The 19,815-nt window shown below is 66.9% G+C and carries 19 protein-coding genes; all 19 read right to left on the reverse strand.

Annotated elements, in window-relative coordinates:
• Positions 1–3: 3 nt before the first annotated feature.
• Positions 4–1,284, reverse strand: a complete 1,281-nt coding sequence (gene ftsA / locus IEW58_RS08910; protein WP_188644791.1) for a cell division protein FtsA — start codon at positions 1,282–1,284, stop codon at positions 4–6.
• Complete coding sequence (locus IEW58_RS08915) at positions 1,285–2,226, reverse strand: cell division protein FtsQ/DivIB (RefSeq protein ID WP_188644792.1); 942 nt, start codon at positions 2,224–2,226, stop codon at positions 1,285–1,287.
• Positions 2,219–3,178 carry a D-alanine--D-alanine ligase gene (locus IEW58_RS08920; RefSeq protein WP_188644793.1) on the reverse strand — a complete coding sequence of 320 codons (960 nt, stop codon included), beginning with the start codon at positions 3,176–3,178 and terminating at the stop codon, positions 2,219–2,221. The genes IEW58_RS08915 and IEW58_RS08920 overlap by 8 nt, the downstream gene beginning before the upstream one ends.
• Positions 3,175–4,146, reverse strand: coding sequence for a UDP-N-acetylmuramate dehydrogenase (gene murB, locus IEW58_RS08925; protein ID WP_188644794.1), 972 nt, complete (start codon positions 4,144–4,146; stop codon positions 3,175–3,177). Before murB ends, IEW58_RS08920 begins: the two co-directional genes overlap by 4 nt.
• A complete protein-coding gene (murC, locus tag IEW58_RS08930; protein ID WP_188644795.1) occupies positions 4,143–5,561 on the reverse strand; it encodes a UDP-N-acetylmuramate--L-alanine ligase in 1,419 nt (472 codons plus the stop codon). The genes murB and murC overlap by 4 nt, the downstream gene beginning before the upstream one ends.
• The gene (murG, locus tag IEW58_RS08935; RefSeq protein WP_188644796.1) at positions 5,558–6,724 is read right to left on the reverse strand and encodes an undecaprenyldiphospho-muramoylpentapeptide beta-N-acetylglucosaminyltransferase; all 1,167 of its coding nucleotides are present in this window, start codon (positions 6,722–6,724) and stop codon (positions 5,558–5,560) included. Before murG ends, murC begins: the two co-directional genes overlap by 4 nt.
• Positions 6,721–7,944 (reverse strand): FtsW/RodA/SpoVE family cell cycle protein, encoded by a 1,224-nt coding sequence (locus tag IEW58_RS08940; protein WP_373284739.1) that lies wholly within the window; start codon positions 7,942–7,944, stop codon positions 6,721–6,723. The genes murG and IEW58_RS08940 overlap by 4 nt, the downstream gene beginning before the upstream one ends.
• The gene (gene murD / locus IEW58_RS08945) at positions 7,941–9,284 is read right to left on the reverse strand and encodes a UDP-N-acetylmuramoyl-L-alanine--D-glutamate ligase (protein ID WP_188644797.1); all 1,344 of its coding nucleotides are present in this window, start codon (positions 9,282–9,284) and stop codon (positions 7,941–7,943) included. The genes IEW58_RS08940 and murD overlap by 4 nt, the downstream gene beginning before the upstream one ends.
• Complete coding sequence (gene mraY, locus IEW58_RS08950; protein ID WP_188644798.1) at positions 9,281–10,351, reverse strand: phospho-N-acetylmuramoyl-pentapeptide-transferase; 1,071 nt, start codon at positions 10,349–10,351, stop codon at positions 9,281–9,283. The genes murD and mraY overlap by 4 nt, the downstream gene beginning before the upstream one ends.
• A gap of 15 nt (positions 10,352–10,366) precedes the next feature.
• On the reverse strand, positions 10,367–11,824 hold the full coding sequence (locus IEW58_RS08955) for a UDP-N-acetylmuramoyl-tripeptide--D-alanyl-D-alanine ligase (protein ID WP_188644799.1): 1,458 nt from the start codon (positions 11,822–11,824) through the stop codon (positions 10,367–10,369).
• On the reverse strand, positions 11,821–13,293 hold the full coding sequence (locus tag IEW58_RS08960; protein ID WP_188644800.1) for a UDP-N-acetylmuramoyl-L-alanyl-D-glutamate--2,6-diaminopimelate ligase: 1,473 nt from the start codon (positions 13,291–13,293) through the stop codon (positions 11,821–11,823). The genes IEW58_RS08955 and IEW58_RS08960 overlap by 4 nt, the downstream gene beginning before the upstream one ends.
• Positions 13,290–15,011, reverse strand: a complete 1,722-nt coding sequence (locus IEW58_RS08965) for a peptidoglycan D,D-transpeptidase FtsI family protein (protein ID WP_188644801.1) — start codon at positions 15,009–15,011, stop codon at positions 13,290–13,292. Before IEW58_RS08965 ends, IEW58_RS08960 begins: the two co-directional genes overlap by 4 nt.
• The gene (locus IEW58_RS08970) at positions 15,008–15,502 is read right to left on the reverse strand and encodes a hypothetical protein (protein WP_188644802.1); all 495 of its coding nucleotides are present in this window, start codon (positions 15,500–15,502) and stop codon (positions 15,008–15,010) included. The genes IEW58_RS08965 and IEW58_RS08970 overlap by 4 nt, the downstream gene beginning before the upstream one ends.
• Positions 15,499–16,452, reverse strand: a complete 954-nt coding sequence (gene rsmH / locus IEW58_RS08975) for a 16S rRNA (cytosine(1402)-N(4))-methyltransferase RsmH (RefSeq protein WP_188644803.1) — start codon at positions 16,450–16,452, stop codon at positions 15,499–15,501. Before rsmH ends, IEW58_RS08970 begins: the two co-directional genes overlap by 4 nt.
• Positions 16,449–16,928 (reverse strand): division/cell wall cluster transcriptional repressor MraZ, encoded by a 480-nt coding sequence (locus IEW58_RS08980; protein ID WP_229658522.1) that lies wholly within the window; start codon positions 16,926–16,928, stop codon positions 16,449–16,451. Before IEW58_RS08980 ends, rsmH begins: the two co-directional genes overlap by 4 nt.
• 347 nt (positions 16,929–17,275) lie before the next feature.
• Positions 17,276–18,022, reverse strand: coding sequence for a motility-associated ABC transporter substrate-binding family protein (locus IEW58_RS08985; protein ID WP_188644804.1), 747 nt, complete (start codon positions 18,020–18,022; stop codon positions 17,276–17,278).
• Positions 18,009–18,269 carry a hypothetical protein gene (locus IEW58_RS08990; protein WP_188644805.1) on the reverse strand — a complete coding sequence of 87 codons (261 nt, stop codon included), beginning with the start codon at positions 18,267–18,269 and terminating at the stop codon, positions 18,009–18,011. Before IEW58_RS08990 ends, IEW58_RS08985 begins: the two co-directional genes overlap by 14 nt.
• Before the next feature lie 112 nt (positions 18,270–18,381).
• Positions 18,382–19,395, reverse strand: coding sequence for a cysteine synthase A (locus tag IEW58_RS08995; protein WP_188644806.1), 1,014 nt, complete (start codon positions 19,393–19,395; stop codon positions 18,382–18,384).
• Between the two features lie 91 nt (positions 19,396–19,486).
• On the reverse strand, positions 19,487–19,804 hold the full coding sequence (locus IEW58_RS09000) for a 2Fe-2S iron-sulfur cluster-binding protein (RefSeq protein ID WP_188644807.1): 318 nt from the start codon (positions 19,802–19,804) through the stop codon (positions 19,487–19,489).
• Between the last annotated feature and the right edge of the window lie 11 nt (positions 19,805–19,815).

Genomic DNA, 19,815 nt, shown 5'->3' on the forward strand with positions numbered 1-19,815 from the left:
ACCTCAAAAATATTCCCGCATCGCGCGAAACACGCGCCCGGCGAGCCCGATGCCCGAATAGCGCGTCGTCGGCGTGTGCCGCGCGCCGACCGCGCGGATGTCCACCGGGTCGTCGGCGGCATAAAGGCAAAGGCCGGTCAGCGTCACGAAGCTGGGGCTCGCGTTCGCCTCCCCCAGCCCGCGCAAGGCCGGCGGCTTGCCGATCCGCACCGGGCGGCCAAGTGCGCTCTGGAGGAAATCAGCGATGCCCGCCAGCTCGGCTCCGCCGCCGGTGACAACCACCTGGCCGCCCTTGGCGCCTGAGAAGCCCATCGCCTTCAACGCGCGGCCGACCTCGTCGGTCAGGCGGGAAAGCTGCCCGGTGATGATGGAAATGAGCTCGGCGCGGGCAATCCGGTTCTTGTCGTCCGCCCCGCGCGCGATGGGGCCCGTGCTTTCCTCGCCCGGGCCGTTCACGGGGACCATTTCCTTGTAATCGCTCGGGCTGGCGACCGCCGATCCGTAGCGGCTCTTGAGCCGCTGGGCCTGGAAGCGGCGGATGCCGAACGTGCTGGCGATTGCATCGGTGATGTCGGACGATCCGAAGGGCACGGCGGTCAGGCCGAGCAGCATGCCGCCAGCGTAGAGCGAGACGTTGGTCACCTCGCCGCCGATCTCGACCAGCGCGGTGCCAAGCTCGCGCTCTTCCGGCGAAAGGCAGGCGTGACCCGCCGCGATCGGAGCGGCGACCACCGCCTCGACGTCGAGATGGGCGTTCTGCACCGCCTCGATCAGGTTGCGGATCGGCGCCCCGTCGGCGAGCATGACGTGGATATCGACGCCTAGGCGCTCGGCATGGAGACCGCGGGGGTTGGCGACCCCGTGAGCGCCGTCGAGCGTGTAGTGCGCCGGTTGCGCGTGGAGCACCATGCGCCCGTCGGGCTGGATGCTGTCGCGCGCTGCGACCAGCAGGTGCTCGATATCGTCTTCCTCGATCCGGCGGCCGCCGATGTCGATCTCGACCTTGGCGACCCTGCTGGCCAGCCCCGCGCCCGAACAGCCGACCCACACGCTGGAGATGGAGGTGCCGGCGTTCTTCTCGGCCCGCTCGACCGCGTCGCGGATCGCATAGGTCGCCGCCGCCATGTCGGTCACGTAACCGCGCTTGATGCCCTGGCTCTGGCGGTTGCCCGAGCCCAAGACGATCATCTCGCCCGTTTCGGAGAGGCCCATGATCATCGCCGAAATGCGGAACGAGCCGATATTCACGGCCCCGAATACTTTCGTGATGCGCGGCAAACCCATTTACTGTTCCCCCGCCGACTTTGCCCTGGCCGCCCTCGCAGCCTGGGCATCGAGCGCCTGCTGCTTGGCGCGCCCCGGAATGCGCATGTAGATCCGGTCGGGCGCGCGCATGTCGAACGCCGCGACCTTGCCGCCCAGCAGGCGATTGACCCCGTCGAGCCGCGCGAAAGAGACCAGCGCGGCGGCGGGCTCCTCGTCCCCGTGCGGCAGCGCCAGCACCTGGCCGGTCTTGAAGGTCAGGTTCCAGCGGCGGTTGCCGATCCATTCGGCCTGCGTCACCTGCGCCTTGAGAGCGGGCGCGGCGTCGAGCAGCGCATCGAGGGCGGCGACCTGGCGCGCCGCGCCGGGTCCGGAGACCTGCAGCATCCCCTTGGCGTTGGCGGGCGAGATCGGCTCCAGCTCGTGTCCCGCGCCGTCGATCAGCACCATCCGGTTGGGCTTCTTGAGGACGGCGCGCGGGGTGCGCTCGACCACGTCGACCACCAAGGTGTCGGGAAGCTGCCGGCTGACCCGCGCATCGGCCACCCATGACAAGGCGAGCAGGTCCTTGCGGATCGTGTCGAGCTCGACCAGCGGCATCGGCCTGTCGCGCTCGGCGAGCACGCGCTCATAGACCTTGAGCTCGTTCATCCGCTCGACCCCGGTGACCTGCACCCGGCGCACTTCGAACCCGGCGTCTGAGGCGACCGCGGCCACTTGCGCCGCCGCCAGCGCGGGCACTCCGGCAAGGCTGGCGATGAACAGGGCAAGCGCGGCAACCGCGGCGAGGATCGCGCCGACGAACACCTTGTGCAGCTGCTCTTCGGTGAACGGGAGCAGCGCGAGCGCGCCGCCGACGGCTCCGGTCGTCTTCGCCCTGGCCTTGCGGGCGGTCGCCGCGCGGCTGCGCGCCGCACTTGCCCGCCGAACACCCTTGCCCTTTCGATTGATCGTTTCAGCCATGTTCGGCCCCCCGATCAAGCGCTTCATTCACAAGTGTCTCGACCAGATCCTCGTAGCTCATGCCGCAATATTTCGCCTGCTCGGGCACCAGGCTGAGAGGCGTCATCCCCGGCTGGGTGTTGGTTTCCAGCACGAACAGACCGTCTTCGCCCTGCTCGTCGTCCCAGCGGAAATCGGTCCGGCTGCAACCACGGCAGCCCAGCAGCTTGTGCGCCTGCACGGCGTAGGCCTTGCACAATTCCTCAATGCGATCAGGAAGTTGCGCCGGACAGACGTGTTCCGTCATGCCCTCGGTGTACTTGGCGTCGAAATCGTAGAAGCCGGACTTCGGCACCAGCTCGGTCACCGCCAGCGCCCGCGGACCGTCCGGCCCGTCGAGCACCGCCGCGGTGAGCTCCCTCCCCTGGATATAGGGTTCCGCCAGAAGGCGGTCGAATTCCTGCCACGGCCCCACCGCATCGCGGCGGATCGGATTTCCGTAATTGCTTTCGGCAGTTACGATAGCCACCCCGACCGAGCTGCCCTCGTTGACCGGCTTGAGGACGTAAGGCCGAGCCAGCGGGTCTTTCTCGTAAAGCCCTTCGCTCTCGACGATCCGCCCGCCGGGCATGGGCACCCCGTGCGGCACAAGGGCCTGCTTGGTCAGTTCCTTGTCGATTGCGATGACCGACGTGGCGAGGCCGGAGTGGGTGTAGGGAATGCCCATGAGGTCCAGCATGCCTTGCACCGTGCCGTCTTCGCCGGGCACGCCATGGAGCGCATTGAACACCACATCGGGCGCGGCCTCCGCGATACGCGCTGCCACCTGCCGGTCCATGTCGATCCGCGTCACCGGGTAACCACGCCCTTCCAGTGCCTTGGCAACACCCTCCCCGGACATGAGCGAGACCGGGCGCTCGTTCGCCCAGCCGCCCATCAGCACGGCGACATGGGGTTTGTTCTCGTCACTCATGGCCGCCCCACTCGCTGGATTTCCCATTCAAGCGTGATGCCCGATTTCTCATAGACGCGTCGGCGCACTTCTTCTCCGAGGCTCTCGATGTCGGCGCTGGTGGCGTCGCCGGTGTTGATGAGGAAATTGGTGTGCTTGTCGCTCACCATCGCGCCGCCCAGCTTGAGCCCGCGGCAGCCGGCCTCGTCCACCAGTTGCCACGCCTTGTGGCCCAGCGGGTTCTTGAAGGTCGATCCACCGGTCTTGGTGCGCAGCGGCTGGCTCGCCTCGCGCGCGGCGGCGATGCGGTCCATCTCCTCGCCGATCTCAGCCGGGATGCCCTCGCGTCCCTGAAACCGCGCTGCGACCACGATCGCGCCTTCGGGCAGGACCGAGTGGCGGTAGGAATAATCGAGATCGCGCGCGGGAAGGGTGACGAACTCGCCCGTCGGCAGGATGACGTCGCAATCGATCAGCACGTCGGCCACTTCCCGGCCATATGCGCCGCCGTTCATGCGAACGAAGCCGCCGACCGTCCCCGGTATGCCCCGCAGGAATTCGAGGCCGGCGATGCCTGCATCCCGCGCTTTCGATGAAACGAGGATGCCGCTGGCTCCGCCGCCGCACTCGATCACCTTGTCCCGCCGGGCCTCGACCGTGGCGAACGCCTTGCCGAGCCGGATGACCACGCCGGGAACACCGCTGTCCCGCACGATCATGTTCGACCCCAGGCCGAGCGCCATGACCGGCATCTCGCCCTCGAGGCGCGACAGGAATTCCTTCAGGTCTTCCAGGTCGGCGGGCTCGAACAACCAGTCGGCATGGCCTCCGGTCTTGAACCAGACATAGGGAGCGAGGGGTGCGTCGGCAGTGAGCTTGCCGCGAATGCCGCGCGTGGAAATCGGCGCCACCGAGGGTTCCTCGATTGCCGAGGTCGGCGCGGACCCGAGCCGCCAGCGCGGCACTTCGCCGGCTTGGGCGCGGCTCATGCGGCCTGCTCCAGCTTCACCGCCTGCGCCAGCCCTGCTGCCCAGCGGGTAATGTCCCCCGCACCGAGGCAGACGACGAAATCGCCCACGGCGATCTCTCCCGCCAGTTCCCGCGCAAGGTCGGTGTTATCCGCCACCGTGGCGGCGGAACGGTGTCCCCGAAGTTTCAGCCCCGCCACCAGCGCCGACGCGTCGATGCCGGGGATGGGCTCTTCCCCCGCGGTATAGACGGGGGTGACATAGACCCGATCGGCGTCGTTGAAGGCGTTCTGGAAGTCGTCCATCAGATCGCGCAAGCGGGTGAAGCGGTGCGGCTGGACCACCGCGATGACGCGCCCGCCGCTCGCACGCGCGCTTTCCCTGGCAGCCGCGAGGACCGCGCGGATTTCGACCGGGTGATGCGCATAATCGTCGATCACCGTTGCGCCGGCCACTTCGCCTACTCGCGTGAACCTGCGGCGAACTCCGCCGAAATGGGAAAAGCCGTTGCGGATCGTCTCGTCGGCGCAGCTCATTTCCAGCGCCACCGCGATCGCCGCGAGCGCGTTCTGCACGTTATGCCGGCCGGGCATCGGCAGCCGCACGTCGGCAATGCGCCGATCCTCTTCACCAAGACGGCGGATCACGACATCGAACAGGTTTCCGCCCGCGTCGGGGCGGACATTCTCCGCTCCGACGTCGGCCTGCGGCGAAAATCCGTACGTCACCACCTTGCGGTCGCGAACCTGGCCGATCAGCGCCTGCACCTCGGGATGGTCGATGCACAGCACCGCCGCGCCGTAGAACGGCACGTTATGGATAAACTCGACGAACGCCCGCCGGACCGCGTCGAAATCCCCATAGTGATCCAGGTGCTCGGGATCGATGTTGGTGACGACTGCGATCGTTCCGTCCAGGCGCAGGAAGCTGCCATCGCTTTCGTCGGCTTCGACGACCATCCAGTCGCTGTCGCCCAGCCGCGCGTTCGAGCCGTACTGCTCGATAACCCCGCCGTTGATGACGGTCGGATCGATCCCGCCCGCATCGAGCAAGGCCGCGACCATGCTGGTCGTGGTCGTCTTGCCGTGCGTCCCGGCCACTGCGACCGTGTTCTTCAGCCGCATCAGCTCAGCCAGCATCTCGGCCCGGCGAACGACGGGAATCCGGTGTTCGAGTGCCGCGGCGACTTCCGGATTGGTGCGTTTGACTGCCGTCGACGTGACCACGACCGCCGCCCCCACGACGTTTTCCGCCGCATGGCCGATCATGACCCGAATGCCCCGTTGACGAAGGCGCTCCACGCTCGCGCCCTCGCTGAGGTCGGAGCCTTGAACGCTATAACCGAGGTTCTTCATGACTTCGGCGATGCCCGACATGCCGATCCCGCCGATGCCGACGAAGTGGATCGTGCCGATATCGGTCGGAACCCCCTTCATGCCAGCGCCTCACGCGCGGGCGCCGCCGGCGTTCCCTCACCGACGCGGATGACGTCCATCAGGTCCGCGCCGCCAAAGCTTTCAACGAGGTCCGCCAAGTCCTGCACCGCCTTGGGCCTCCCGCAATTCCACGCGGCATGGGCAGCGGTGGCGAGCGTTTCAGGACGCTGGGCGAGCGCCTGGATCTGCTTGGCCAGTTCCTTTGCAGTGAACTTGTCCTGACGGATCATCCGCGCGCCCCCCGCTTTGACGATCTCGCGGGTGTTCGCGGCCTGGTGATCGTCGGTCGCGATGGGCAGCGGCACGAGGATCGCCGGGCGGCCGACCGCGGTAAGCTCGGCAATCGTGCTCGCCCCGGCGCGGCCGATGAACAGGTGCGCGTCGGCCAGGCGGCTGGCCATGTCCTCGAAATATGTGCCCAATTCGGCCGGTATGTCATGGCTGCGATAGCGCGCGCGCACGGCGTCGAGATCTTCGGCCCGGCACTGCTGGGTGACCTGCAAGCGCTGACGCAGCGCCGGCGGCAACATCGCCAACCCGTCCGGCACGACTTCGCTCAGCACCCGGGCGCCCTGGCTTCCGCCGGTGACCAGCACCCGCAGCAGTCCTTCGGACGTGAAGGCCGGGAACGGCTGGTCACGCAGGTCCAGCACTTGCGCGCGAACCGGATTGCCGATCAGGTGAACCTTGTCTGCGTGCTTGGCTGACAACCGCGCAATCTCGGGATAGGCGGTTGCGATCGCGTCCACCCTTCCGGCGAAGAAGCGGTTCACCCGGCCAAGCACCGCGTTCTGTTCGTGGACGAGGCTGGGAATGCCCGCCGATCCTGCCGCGAGGAGCGCAGGGAACACGGGATAGCCACCGAAACCGATGACAGCCGAGGGCTGGAAGCTTTCAAACAGGCGCAGCGCCATGCGCCGCCCTTCGAGGATCGAGGCAATCGCTTTCGGCCAATGCAGCGGGTTCTTGCCGAGCTTGCCGGCCGGGATCACGTGCGCGGGCAGGAAGTCGGGCTTGCCAGGCAGCTTGGCACCGCGGCCGTCCGTCACGAGCGCGACGTGATGTCCACGTTGATGCAACTCGGCTGCCAGCGCGAAGGCGGGGATAAGGTGCCCCCCGGTTCCGCCGGCGGCGAGGACGTAGTGGCGGCTCGCCCCGGTCACGCTTCAAGCTCCTTGGTGATCAGCGCCTTCAGGCCCGGTGTCTGGCGATAGAGGAACGGGTTGCGTCGCGTCAGCGCCAGCAGCAGTCCGACCGCGAGGCAGACCGCGATGGTCGAGGAGCCCCCGTAGCTGACCAGCGGTAGGGTCATGCCCTTCGAGGGGAACAGTTGCAGGTTGACGAGGATGTTGATGAAGGCCTGCCCGCCGATTTGCGTGCACAGCCCCGCCGCGGCGAGCAGGGTGAACAGGTCTTCCTCGTCCACCAGGCGGGTCAGCACGCGAACGATGATGGCCAGGTAGAGCACCACGATCAGGGCGCAGACGATCAGGCCGAACTCCTCGCCGATGACCGAGAAGATGTAGTCGGCATGCGCTTCGGGCAGGTTCATCTTGCGCACGCCGAGCCACAGCCCCGCGCCTGTCCAGCCACCTGCCAGCAGCGTGCGGCTCGCAAGATCGACCTGGTCGAACGCGGTACCCCCGCCGAGGAACGCATCGATGCGGTGACGGGCGTTGTCGTAAAGGAAGTATGTCGCGGTAAGCGCCACCACCCCCGCGCCGGCGAGAATTCCGACCCGCTTGAGGGGAATGCCGGCCAGCAGCACGATGACGAACCACACCCCCGCGAACAGGATCGTGCCGCCGAAATCGGGCTGCATCATCATCAATGCGGCGACGAGGCCCATGACGCCCGTGACGGTCGCGACCACCGGCAGGTTGGGATCACGCAGGCGCCAGCTGACGATCCAGGCAAGCAGGATGGCAAAGCCGGGCTTGAGGAACTCGGATGGCTGGAAGCCGGCGAAACCCAGGCTTATCCAGCGCTTGGCGCCGTTGACCTCGCTGCCGAACACGGGGATCAGCATGAGGAAAAAAACCATCGCCGCGGCAAGCACGATGCCGACCCGCCGGGCGTTCTCCCGGCTGAGCGTCGATGCGCCGAACAGGAATACCAGGCCGACGGCCTGCCACTTGAGGTGGGTCCAGTAAAAATACAGCTCTGGCAGATGAATGCTGCGGGTCGATAGACGGTGCGCGCTCGCCGGGCTGGCGGCGGCCACGGCAGCGGTTCCGATCGCCATCAGCAACAGCACCAGGCCGAGAAGAACCCGGTCGACTTCGCGCCACCAGATCTTGAGCTCCGCGCGCCGCGACGCCGGGTAGCGGGCCTGCGCCGGCACCGGCTGGCCGCTGCGCGGAATATAGGGCCGCTCGTTCACGCGGCCTTCTCCGCGTCGGCGGCGCGGCACGGGTCGCTTGCGGGATCTTCCGTCAGTGCGGCAACGAACTGGCGAAAACTTTCGCCGCGCTGCTCGTAGTCCTTGAACTGGTCGAAGCTGGCGCAAGCGGGCGACAGCAGCACGACATCGCCAGGTTCCGCAGCGGCGATCGCGCAGCGCGTCGCCTCGCACAACATCTCGGCGCGGGTTACCGGCACGCGGCCTTCGAGCAGCTCGGCGAAGCGAGGTCCGGCTTCGCCGATTGTGTAAGCCGCCTTCACGTTGACGAGATGCTGCTCCGTCGCGCCGAGCCCATCCTCCTTGGGCAATCCGCCGACGATCCAGTGGATGCGCGGGCCATTGGGGCCGGGCGGAAAGGCGGCCAGAGCGGGTGCGGCGCTGTCGGTGTTGGTCGCCTTGCTGTCATTGACGAACATCACGCCGTCGTGCGTCGCGACACGCTCCATCCGGTGGGACAGTCCCGCGAAGGTCCGGAATGCGGCCTCGATATCGGCTGCGCTGATCCCCAGCCAAGTGCAGACTTGCCGGGCGGCGCCAGCATTTTGCGCGTTGTGCGGCCCCTGGAGAGACGGCCAGGAGGCTTGTTCGGCGGCACTGGCGTCGACGATCCAGTCGGCTCGGGCGGGTGCGCGGACAAGACCGGCGGAGACCGTCTCGCGGTTGACGAGCGACTTGTGGCCATCCGACTGCGTTTCGAGCAGCCGGCCCTTGGACGCTGCATAGGCCTCCAGTCCGCTATACCGGTCAAGGTGATCGGGCGTCACGTTGAGCAGCACCGCCACGTCGCAGTCGAGCGAGAAGGTCAGGTCGATCTGGTAGCTGGACAGCTCGAGCACATAGACCCCGCCTTCAGGCAAAGGGTCCTGCGCGAGGATCGGCAGGCCGATGTTGCCCCCCATGGTCGTCGGTGTACCGGCGCTCCGGAGAACATGGTGAACCAGCGCCGTGGTGGTGCTCTTTCCGTTGGTGCCCGTAATGCCGACAACCTTGTGCCGCGGAAGGCTGGCGCGGGCCTGTGCGAACAGTTCGATATCGCCGATCACCGGTACCCCGAACTCCGCCGCACGCGCAGCAATGGGATGAGTGTTCAGCGGTACCCCCGGCGAGACCACCACGCCATCGTAGCCCGAGAGATCCATCTCCAGCGGATCTGCCAGCAGCACGTTGGCCGGATCGACTTTCGCCCGCGCCACATCCTGCCGGTCCCACGCGGTGACCTGCGCACCGCTCGCGACAAGTGCTTCCACCGTCGCCAGCCCGCTGCGGGCAAGGCCAAGGACGGCGTAGCGCTTGCCGGTGAAGGCAGGCGAAGTGATCACCGGACCTTCAACGTCGCCAACCCGAGGAGGGCGAGTACGATCGAGACGATCCAGAAGCGGATCACCACGGTCGACTCTTTCCACCCCAGCTGCTCGAAATGGTGATGGATCGGCGCCATCCGGAACACCCTGCGCCCGGTGCGCTTGAACCATACGACCTGGATGATCACCGATAGGGCCTCGAACACAAACAGCCCGCCAACGATGGCGAGCACGATCTCATGGTGGCTGGCGACTGCAATGGCGCCAAGCGCGCCGCCCAAGGCGAGACTGCCTGTATCCCCCATGAACACCGCTGCCGGCGGCGCGTTGAACCACAGGAACGCCAGGCCCGCCCCCATGATGGAAGCACAGAAGATTGCCAGCTCACCCGCCCCCGGCACGTGGGGGATGCCGAGGTAGGCGGCGAAGTCGGCCCGGCCGGCAAGGTACGCGATGATCGCGAAGGTGCCGCTGGCGATGATCACCGGCATGATCGCCAGGCCATCAAGCCCGTCCGTCAGGTTCACGGCGTTGCCCGCGCCGACCATCACCAATGCCGCGAACACGAAGTAGAAGGGTCCGAGCGGGATGCCTACGCCGACCATGAACGGCACGTAGAGGAACGTGTTGATCTGGCTGACCACGATATACGATGCGATGCCGGCCACGAGGAATTCGAGCAGCAGCCGCACTTTGCCCGAAACGCCGCGATGGCTCGCCTTGGACACTTTGTCGAAATCGTCGAGGAACCCGATCAGGCCGAAACCGAGGGTCACCGCGATGCACGCCCAGATGAACGGGTTGGTGAGGTCCATCCACAGGATCGAAGCCAGCATCAGGCTGGTGAGGATCATCAGCCCGCCCATCGTCGGCGTGCCACGCTTTGCCAGGTGGCTCTGCGGCCCGTCCTCGCGGATCGGCTGCCCCTTGCCCTGCCTTACCCGCAGCAGGTCGATGAAGCGTGGACCGATCACCAGACCGATGAGCAGCGCGGTCAGCAAGGTCGCACCCGCGCGGAAGGTCTGGTAGCGGACGAGGTTGAAGAGCCCCTCGAAATTCATCCACTCGGCGAGCAAGTACAGCATTCAGCCTTCCGGCCCCTATCGTCCGTGGTCGACGAAATGCGCGACCAGCCTGCCGAGCCCAACCGAATTGGACCCCTTAACCAGGACCGCATCGCCGCCCGTCAGACCGAATTCCTCAAGCGCCGCGATCGCCTCGCCAGGTCCTTCGCAATGGGCGAAGGCGAAAGGCGCGGCAAGCGGCATGGCGCCGGGTTTCCCCAGTTCGCGGGCGAGAGAGAGCATCTCGTCGCCCACCAGCACCGCATAGTCGACGTGCGCCTCGGCCAACGGCTCGGCGAGCTGCGCGTGGAAACCGGGTGCGAAGTCACCCAGCTCCTTCATGCTGCCAAGCACCGCAACCCGGCGCGTTGCCGGGGTCTGGCCAAGCTGGCGCAGCGTGGCCCGCATGCTCGCCGGGTTGGCGTTGTAGCTTTCGTCGATCAGCAACGCGTGACCGCCGGTCACTGCGATGCGGTGCCGTGCGCCCCGCCCCTTGAGACCGCCCATTTCGGCCAGGGCGAGACCCGCTGCCGCGAGATCGCCGCCTGCCGCCTGCACGGCGGCCATGACGGCCAGCGAGTTCATGATCCAGTGCTCGCCCGGCTCGGCCACCGAATAGCAAAGCCGCGTTCCCGCGATATCGGCGGTGACCAGCGAGCCGCCGTTGGCGCTGGGAATAGCGTCGATCAGTCGTGCCTGCGCATGAACGGCCCGGCCGAACGCGACCACATTCGCTCCGGCCTCGCGCGCGTGGACCAGCAGGCGGTCGTAGTGCACGCTATCGGCGGGTATCACCGCGGTGCCCCCCGTCTCCAGCGCGCCGAATATCTCGGCCTTCGCATCGGCGATCGCTTCCTCGCTGCCGAGGTTCTCGATGTGCGCGGGCGCGATGGTGGTCACCACCGCCACGTGAGGGCGGACGTGCTCGGTGAGGCCGGCGATCTCCCCGGCGTGGTTCATTCCCATTTCGAAGACGCCGAAGCGGCTGCGTGCGGGCATTCGCGCAAGGCTCAGCGGCACTCCAACATGGTTGTTGTAGCTACGCACCGAACGATGCGCGGCCCCGCGGCTGCCGCGGTCCAGTGCCGCAAAAACAGCTTCCTTGACGCCGGTCTTGCCGACCGAGCCGGTGACGCCGATGCGAACGGCCTGGGCACGCGAGCGCGCGGCAGCGGCAAGCCGCGCGAGCGCTTCGGACGTATCCGGAACGAGAATGTGCGGTCCCTCGATCCGCTCACTGACAAGCGCGGCGGCGGCCCCGTTGGCGAAAGCCTGGGAGACGAAGCGATGGCCGTCCGAGCTCTCGCCCGTCAGCGCGACGAACAGGTCGCCAGAACGCACGTCGCGGGAATCGATCTCGACTCCGGCACACTGGAATGCGCCGCTGGCGATGCCGCCCGTGGCAGCGGCAATTTCGTCCGAAGTCCACAGGGCGATGCCCAAGGCATCACGCCTGTCACGCGGCCATGCCCGCAGGGCGGGGTGCAGGCTCACGCTTCGCTTCCCATCATTGCCGCAGCGGCCTCGCGGGCAACGCTGACGTCGTCGAACGGCAGTACGCGCATCTCATCTCCCGAGCCGATGATCTGGCCCTGTTCGTGTCCCTTGCCTGCGACCAGCACGATGTCTCCCGCCCGCGCCATCGCCACTGCCGCGGCGATCGCCGCACGGCGGTCGCCAATCTCCTGCGCGCCGGGGGCGCCTTCCAGCACCTGGAGTCGGATCGCCGCGGGATCCTCCCCGCGCGGATTGTCGTCGGTGACGATCACCACGTCAGCCTGTTCCGCGGCCACGCGACCCATCTCGGCGCGCTTGCCCTGGTCGCGGTCGCCGCCGGCACCGAACACCACGACAAGCCGTCCCTCGACATGGGGACGAAGCGCGGCGATCGCCGCTTCGAGAGCGTCCGGCGTGTGCGCGTAATCGACATATACGGGCGCGCCGGCCCGGTTCAGAGCAGCGCGCTCGAGCCGTCCTCGCACCGGCTGGAGCCGCGTGAGACTATCGAACGTTTGCGCCGGATCGCCGCCGGTTGCGATCACCAACCCCGCGGCAACGAGCGCGTTGGATGCCTGGTACGCGCCGATCAGCGGCAGCGCGACCTTGCGCCTCATTCCACCATGTTCGATCTCGAGCATCTGACCGAGAGTCCCGGGAATGCGGGCGACGAGGCGGATATCCTCCCCCTCGTCGCCCACGGAGAGCACGCGCAACCCCCTCTTTCGCGCATGCTCTTCGGCGCGGGCGGCCCATCCTTCGCCTCCGCGCCAGATCACGGCCGTGCCGTCCGCGGCTACTACTTCGTCGAATAGCCGCATCTTGGCCGCAAAATATTCTTCCATGTCGGCATGATAATCGAGGTGATCGCGCGACAGATTGGTGAACGCGCCCGCGCTCACCCGCAGGCCTTCGTTTCGGAACTGGCTGAGGCCATGGCTGGACGCCTCGAACGCGACATGGGTCACGCCCTCGCGGGCGAGGCCGCTCATGTTGGCAAGGAAGGTGACTATGTCCGGCGTGGTCAGGCCGGTGGAGACGCTCTCGTCAGGGGTGGTGACGCCCAGCGTCCCGATCGACGCGGCGCTGATCCCGGCCATCCGCCAGAGCTGGCGGGTCATCTCGACCGTCGAGGTCTTCCCGTTGGTGCCAGTGACTGCCACGATCGTTTCGGGCACCGGAGTGAAGAACTGCGAAGCCAGCCGCGCGAAAGCCCGTCGAGGCTGCGGGTCGGCGATGTGCCAGGCCCCATCCACTTTCGCCTCGGGCCTCGCCACGACGGCGATCGCGCCGGCTTCGATGGCGGCGGGAATGAAATCCTCGCCGTTGACCTGGCCGCCCTGGAAGGCGCCGAACACCGTGCCGGGCGCCACCTTGCGGTGGTCGATCGCAAAACCGGTGACCGTGCTGTCTGCTGCCGCGCCGGCGTCGAGGCCCGCTTCGCCGGCAATCCGGCCGAGCTTCATTCGCTGGTTCCCTTGGGAACAAGCGGCGCAAGGTCGGTCAGGTCGACGTCACGGCTGGCGTCGGGCGGAACGCCCAGGATGGGGCCGATCCGGGGGACCAGGCGGCCGACGATCGGCGCCGCGTTCCACGCAGCGGTGCGCTGGAAGCTCGATGCCACCGTGCCCTGAGGCTCGTCCAGCATGGCGATGACGACGTAGCGCGGCCGGTCCATCGGGAAAGCGGCGGCGAATGTCGCGACCAGCGCGTTCTTCTTGTATCCACCAGCGACGGGCTTTTCGGCCGATCCCGTTTTCCCGCCGATGCGGAAGCCCGGGGCATCCGCTTTCCGGCCAGTGCCGTAGACGACGATCATCCGCAGCAACTGGTTCAAACGTGCCGAGGTGCTCGCCTTGAACACCCGCCGGCCCGCGGGCACCTGGCCCTTTTCGAGCTTGCGCAGAGTGGCGGGGCGCCAGACACCGCCGTTGACCATCGCCGCGTAGGCCGAGGCGAGATGCAGCGGGGTGACCGCGATGCCGTGTCCATAGCCGACAGTCATCCCGCGCAGCAGCGGCCATTCGCCGCTCGCCCAGATCGGGAATCCCTTGGCGGGCAATTCGATGAAGGGGCGCTTGTTCATGCCGAGGTCGGCCATCGTTTTCTTCAGCCGGTTCGCGCCCAGGTCCTGTACGACGTGAGCGGTCACGACGTTGGACGAGTGGATCAGCATCTCGGGCACGTTGAGCGATGCGCCGAGATCGTGGCTGTCCTTGATCGTGAAGCCGCCGATCGGGAAAGGCCGGGCCGAATACCGGCGACTTAGATCGGTGACTGTGCCCGCATCGATCGCGGCGGCCACGGTCAGCGGCTTGAACGTGGAACCCAGCTCGTACACCTGGTTGGTGACGCGGTTGAACATGTTCGCGGCGCCCGCAGCGTCGATCTGGTTGGGATCGAACTCGGGAAGCGAGGCGAGCGCCAGAACCTCGCCGGTGTCCACGTCGAGCACGATGCCGGCAGAGCCAAGCGCATTGGTCGCGCGCATCCCGCGGGTCAGCTCGTCTTCCAGCGCTCCCTGCACGCGGACGTCGATCGACAGGGGCACAGCCTTGGCGCGGGTGGCGGGATCGCGCAGCTGATCGTCGAGTACGGCCTCCATCCCGACGCGGCCATGCCCGTCGGCGGCCACGTAACCGAGAACGTGCGCGGCCATCGAGCCCTGCGGATAATGGCGGTCGGTTTCCTGCGGCAGTTCGAGCGCCAGTTCGCCGATCGCCTGCACCCGGTTCGCTTCCTCGGGCAGGACGCGCCGGCGCAGATAGCCGCCCTTTCCTTTCGCCAGGCGTTCGGCCATCTCGAATTCATCAATGTCCGGGAAAATCGCCTTGAGTTCGAGCGCGACTTCCTTGGGCGATTTGACCAGCGCGCTGCCGTCGCCCAGGGCCTCCGGATTGTACCACAGGGCAAAGGCAGGGAAGGCGCGGGCCAGTGGCTGCCCGTTGCGGTCCGTGATTTCGCCGCGCGGAGGAAGAAGCGCTTCATAGAAGGAGGTGGCGGTATGGGTCGCGTCGGTCAGGCCGAGGAACGCTATCCGCACTACCGCCGCCAGCGCGAGGGCCGCGAACAGCGCAGCGACCAGAAGCACGCGCAGCCGGGCGACCGTCAGCGAGCGTTGGCGTACCGTGACGAGCTGGACCCGGCCGGAGTAGATCGCGGTGCTGACGGTCAGCGCATTCATGGATGCGCCTCGGCCAGGAAATCGCCCCCATTGGCGAGCTTTTCGGCCAGGCCCTGCTCATCGGTCGGATGCTGGACCGGCTTGCCGGTCAACGGTGAGACCATCGCCGGCAGCTTCATTTCGCGCTGATCGTCCTCGGCGCGCGCGACCCGGATCGGGGACGGCGCATTGATCGCGCGCGGCTCTCCGAGCGCGGCGAGCTGGCGCTCGCCTTCGAGGTACTGGTCCGCGCCCGGAGCCTGGTAGCCGAAATCGACTGCGTTCCATTGGGCCAGTTGCTGCTGGCTCGCGCGTGTCTCGAACTCGGTCTCGAGCAGGACCTTTTCCCGCTGCAGCGAAACGATCTTGCGCTCGGCAAGACGGACTTCGCTGCGGACGGAATTGACCTTGAACGTCAGCGCCACGAACAGCGCGCTGCACAGCGCCAGTGTCACTACCCAGCCGAGCTGGCGGAGGCGGCTGCCCAAAAGGTTGGAGCGCAGGGCGTTCATGCCGCGATCCTCGCCGGAGCCGCCGTGCGAACGGCGTGGCGGAGCGTGGCCGAGCGCGCCCGGGGGTTACGCGAAACCTCCGCTTCGGACGCGCGGACGGCCCGGGATACGCGGTTGAACACTTCCGGCATCACACTTGCTTGTGGCAAATGACGCGAGCCGCCGCTGACACTGGACGCATCGCGCAGGAACCGTTTGACGATGCGGTCCTCAAGGCTGTGGAAGGTGACCACGGCGAGCCGCCCGCCCTCGCCGAGCAGGGTTTCGGCGGCGCGCAGCCCTTCCTCCAGCTCATTGAGCTCTGCATTCACGTGGATACGCACGGCCTGGAAGCTGCGGGTCGCCGGGTCTTTGGGGGCGCCCGGTCGATAGCCAAGCGCCTTGCGCACGACGCGCGCCAGATCGCCGGTGGTGGATAGCGGGCGGGCAGCGACGATGGCACGGGCGACGCGGCGGCTCTGGCGCTCCTCGCCGTAGGTGTAGAGCACGTCGGCGATTTCGCCCTCGTCGGCAGAATTGAGAAAGTCTGCCGCGCTGGGCCCGGACTGGCTCATGCGCATGTCGAGCGGACCTTCGGCCGAGAACGCAAACCCGCGCTCCGCCTGGTCGAGCTGCATCGAAGACACGCCGATATCCATCACGATCCCGTCCACCCGCACGAGTCCCGATTCGGCGAGTGCGTTAACCATTTCGGAGAACCGGCGGGCATGGAGAACCAGCCGCGGCGGGTTTTCCGCAGTTTCGGGCCATTTCTCTCCCGCCGCGATCGCATCGGGATCGCGGTCGAAAGCATGAACGGTCGCTCCGGCATCGAGCAGCGCGCGCGAGTATCCGCCTGCACCGAACGTCGCATCGACGATCACCTCGCCCGGCCGGGGCTGCAACGCGGCGATGACTTCGTCCAGCAGGACAGGGATGTGCTGCGCATCGGTCGGAGGCATGGCGCTCATTTCGCCTTCCCTTCGGCGAGAAACTGCGCGCAGGCCGCCTTGGCGGCAGCCCAGTTGTCGTCCATCTGCATCAGTTCGGCAGGGTTCCAGATGGTGAAGGAGCGGCCGCCGCCCTGGAAGAACATCGCGCTGTCGATGTTTCCCAGCATGCGCAGGTGATCCGGCAGAACGAAGCGGCCCGAATCATCGAACGGGACGCGGGCGAAGCCGAACAGCTGGGCGGCGCGCGTATCGCGGTCGAAATCGGGGCCGGCGCGATCTTCCTCGCGATCGAGCTGCGCATCGAGCTCGGTCATGCGCGACAGGCCGAAGCCGACCAGGCAGGTAAAACGGGGGTGCTTGTCCAGGCAGAGGACGCGCCCGTCGCTCGATTCCTTTACGGCGCTGCGGAACAGCGGGGGCAGCACGAACCGGCCCTTGTCGCCGGCGGGCGAAAAGGCCTGTCCGGAAAAGCCGCCGAATAGCGCCGCTGCCACGTGTCCCCCTCCCCATTCTCGGCCTCAGCCGGGTCCTTCAAGGACCGCCCCGCGGACACAGCTTTCCCGCCTCCGGCAGCGCTTGCGCGCCGTCGGCTCGCATCACCCGATGCGCGGCCTGGAACGGTATGTCCGATGGGCACTGGTATTAACTTTCTTCCCCTTGCGATGGAAGGGAAAAAAGCGGGAAATCACGGGATTGTGCGGTTAACCATTGTATTTCTGTGGATAGGACGCATGCGAATGGCTTCCAACCATCGAATCCGCTCAAAAGAAAGCCTCACATTTTCAGTATTTTACAAAGGGGAACAGGCCAAAGAGACGGCCGGCCCGCGTTTTCCCGCGATCTAACGGACAAAGGCCTCGAGCATGAGCGCCTCTAGCGCGGCCTTGCCCGGGCCGACCTGCCGATCGGCTTCGAGCAGGGCGGCATCAGCAACTACAACCGCGCTCCCTTTGCCGATCCCGCATTGGGCAACCAGGCCGCCGGACTCGATCGCGCACTGCGCGCTGTCACCCTCGCTTCCGACGGTACGAAGACGGCCCGACATACGCTCGGGAAGGGAGGCCGAGTGGTATGCCACCAGTCTCTCGCCGTCGGCCTGATCCTCATCGAAGGTCAGCTCCAGGCCCCAGCGCCGCAGGATCGGCGAAAGAAGGATCACATCCTGCGGCCGCCGGCGGTCCCCGATCGCAAACCAGGAATGTTCGGTCAGCAACGGATCCGCGAACAGCAGCACCCGGCCGCCGCCCCGCACCCAATCATCGAGTGCGACATTCTCCTGCGGTGCAAGCGGGCGAGGCTGCGCCATGACGAGGGAATCGAGCTTTGCCAGTTCCCCGCTGTCGAGCGTATCGAGCAAGACCAGCCGGTGCTCGCTTTCGAGGGCTTCACGCACCCAGTGCCGCGTTCCTCCATCACCTAGCGCTTCGCCCACCGATGCGCTCTCTTTCCAGTAGATCGGGAGGGAGGTGAACAGGCCAAGCGCGGGCTTCGCATGCCCTTCGCGCGGCCACGCCCATGTCGCCAGCGCCAAGGCGATCAGCACTGCCAGGCCAAGAGTGGCGGCGATGCCGCTCTTACTGGCTCGCATCGGGTTCGGCGGGCGGGTTCTGCCGGCGCGCAGTCGGAGTGGCCGGAGCGGCAGGGAGATCCGGCACCACCCCCGCGTCAGCCAGGGGATCGATGGCCGGCGCTTCGGGTTCCGGGGCGACGGTGGCGGCGGCCTCCGGAACCGTGGCGTCCGCCGATTGCTTCGCACGGTCCTCGATCACGTTGGCGAGCCCGACAATCAGCAAGATGCCAAGCAGCAGTGAGCCGCCGACCTGGAGCCGTTGCAATGACTGTGCTCGGATACCGCCGAGGGACGAAACGTCAACGATATCCGCAGAGGAGGTATGGCGACCCATGAAGCCAAGCTAGTCCCTGCATTTCCTCAGTCAATGCACGGGACTATTCCGGCCTGAGCCACTCGAACACCGGCAGGCTCTTCGAGCGGAGCCACTCGCCGCTATAGAGCGTTGAAAGATAACGGAAGCCCGTATCGCACAAGATCGTCACCACGCGGGCTTCGCTGCCCCGTTCGCGGGCGAGCTGCTTGCCGAGCATGATGGCCCCCGCCACGTTGATTCCCGAAGACAGTCCAAGGCACAGCCCCTCCTCGCGCAGCAGGCGGGCCACCCACTCGAGGCCCTCCTCATCCGACACCCGGAACTGGGTATCGACCGGGGCGCCTTCGAGGTTGCCGGTGATCCGCCCCTGGCCGATCCCTTCGGCCACCGAGCTGCCTTCGGCCTTGAGCTCGCCCGTGGCGTAGTGGCTGTAGAGCGCCGCCCCGTGTGGGTCCGTCAAAGCGACCACGATTTGCGGATCGTGCTCCTTCAACCCCATGCCGACGCCGGCCAGCGTTCCGCCCGTGCCCACGGCGCAGGTGAAGCCGTCGATCCGGCCATCGAGCTGCGCCCAGATCTCCTCGGCAGTGGTCTCGATGTGGCCTTTGCGGTTGGCGGTGTTGTCGAACTGGTTGGCCCAGATCGCGCCGGGCGTTTCCTCCGCCAGCCGGCGGCTGGTGTGGACGAAGTGATTACCGTCCGAATACTTGGTCGGCGGGACCAGGACGAGCTCGGCGCCGAGCGCGCGGAGGGTATCCATCTTCTCCGCGCTCTGATTGTCCGGCATGACGATGATCGTGCGATAGCCGAGCGCATTGCCCACCAGGGCCAGGCCAATCCCCGTATTGCCTGCCGTTCCTTCGACGATCGTGCCGCCAGGCTGGAGATCGCCCCGCTCCTCGGCATCGCGGACGATGGCCAGCGCCGCGCGGTCCTTCACGCTGCCGCCGGGGTTGAGGAACTCGCACTTGCCCCATATTTCGCATCCCGCTTCGGCGCTGGGGCCCTCGAGACGAACGAGGGGAGTATTGCCGATGAGGTCGAGCGTGTTCTTGCGCGCGGAAGATGAAGTCATGCTACCGAGCTAGGCAGCGCCCGCACCCGCGGCAACGCAGTTCCGTTTGGGGGCCGGCTATCCAGTCTTGCCCCGCGCCGCTACGGCAAGGTCAGTCTTCCTGCGCGATGGTGACCTTGAGCCCGTCGAGATCGGCCGTGAAAGGCACCTGGCAGCCAAGGCGCGAGTTTTCGTTCCGGTGATCGCTCGATTCGAGCAGGTCGTCCTCGTCCTCGCTCATCGGCGGAAGGCGATCCTTGAACGCGGGATCGACGTGGACATGACAGGTTGCGCACGAGCAGCAGCCGCCGCACAGCGCCAGCAGCTCGTCGAACCCGTTGTCCCGGATGGCTTCCATCACGGTCAGGCCATCGGCCACGTCCACGGTGGACTCTTCTCCGGCGCGGTTGACGACGATCAGCTTGGGCATGTGCTGGGATC

The sequence above is a fragment of the Tsuneonella deserti genome (genome assembly GCF_014644315.1).
Taxonomy (GTDB): Bacteria; Pseudomonadota; Alphaproteobacteria; order Sphingomonadales; family Sphingomonadaceae; genus Tsuneonella; species Tsuneonella deserti.

Bases quoted from the DNA above. Each gene is read 5' to 3' on its own strand.
- ftsA (WP_188644791.1), bottom strand. From the start codon at position 1,284: ATGGGTTTGCCGCGCATCACGAAAGTATTCGGGGCCGTGAATATCGGC.
- IEW58_RS08915 (WP_188644792.1), bottom strand. From the start codon at position 2,226: ATGGCTGAAACGATCAATCGAAAGGGCAAGGGTGTTCGGCGGGCAAGT.
- IEW58_RS08920 (WP_188644793.1), bottom strand. From the start codon at position 3,178: ATGAGTGACGAGAACAAACCCCATGTCGCCGTGCTGATGGGCGGCTGG.
- murB (WP_188644794.1), bottom strand. From the start codon at position 4,146: ATGAGCCGCGCCCAAGCCGGCGAAGTGCCGCGCTGGCGGCTCGGGTCC.
- murC (WP_188644795.1), bottom strand. From the start codon at position 5,561: ATGAAGGGGGTTCCGACCGATATCGGCACGATCCACTTCGTCGGCATC.
- mraY (WP_188644798.1), bottom strand. From the start codon at position 10,351: ATGCTGTACTTGCTCGCCGAGTGGATGAATTTCGAGGGGCTCTTCAAC.
- IEW58_RS08960 (WP_188644800.1), bottom strand. From the start codon at position 13,293: ATGAAGCTCGGCCGGATTGCCGGCGAAGCGGGCCTCGACGCCGGCGCG.
- IEW58_RS08965 (WP_188644801.1), bottom strand. From the start codon at position 15,011: ATGAATGCGCTGACCGTCAGCACCGCGATCTACTCCGGCCGGGTCCAG.
- IEW58_RS08970 (WP_188644802.1), bottom strand. From the start codon at position 15,502: ATGAACGCCCTGCGCTCCAACCTTTTGGGCAGCCGCCTCCGCCAGCTC.
- rsmH (WP_188644803.1), bottom strand. From the start codon at position 16,452: ATGAGCGCCATGCCTCCGACCGATGCGCAGCACATCCCTGTCCTGCTG.
- IEW58_RS08985 (WP_188644804.1), bottom strand. From the start codon at position 18,022: ATGCGAGCCAGTAAGAGCGGCATCGCCGCCACTCTTGGCCTGGCAGTG.
- IEW58_RS08995 (WP_188644806.1), bottom strand. From the start codon at position 19,395: ATGACTTCATCTTCCGCGCGCAAGAACACGCTCGACCTCATCGGCAAT.
- IEW58_RS09000 (WP_188644807.1), bottom strand. From the start codon at position 19,804: ATGCCCAAGCTGATCGTCGTCAACCGCGCCGGAGAAGAGTCCACCGTG.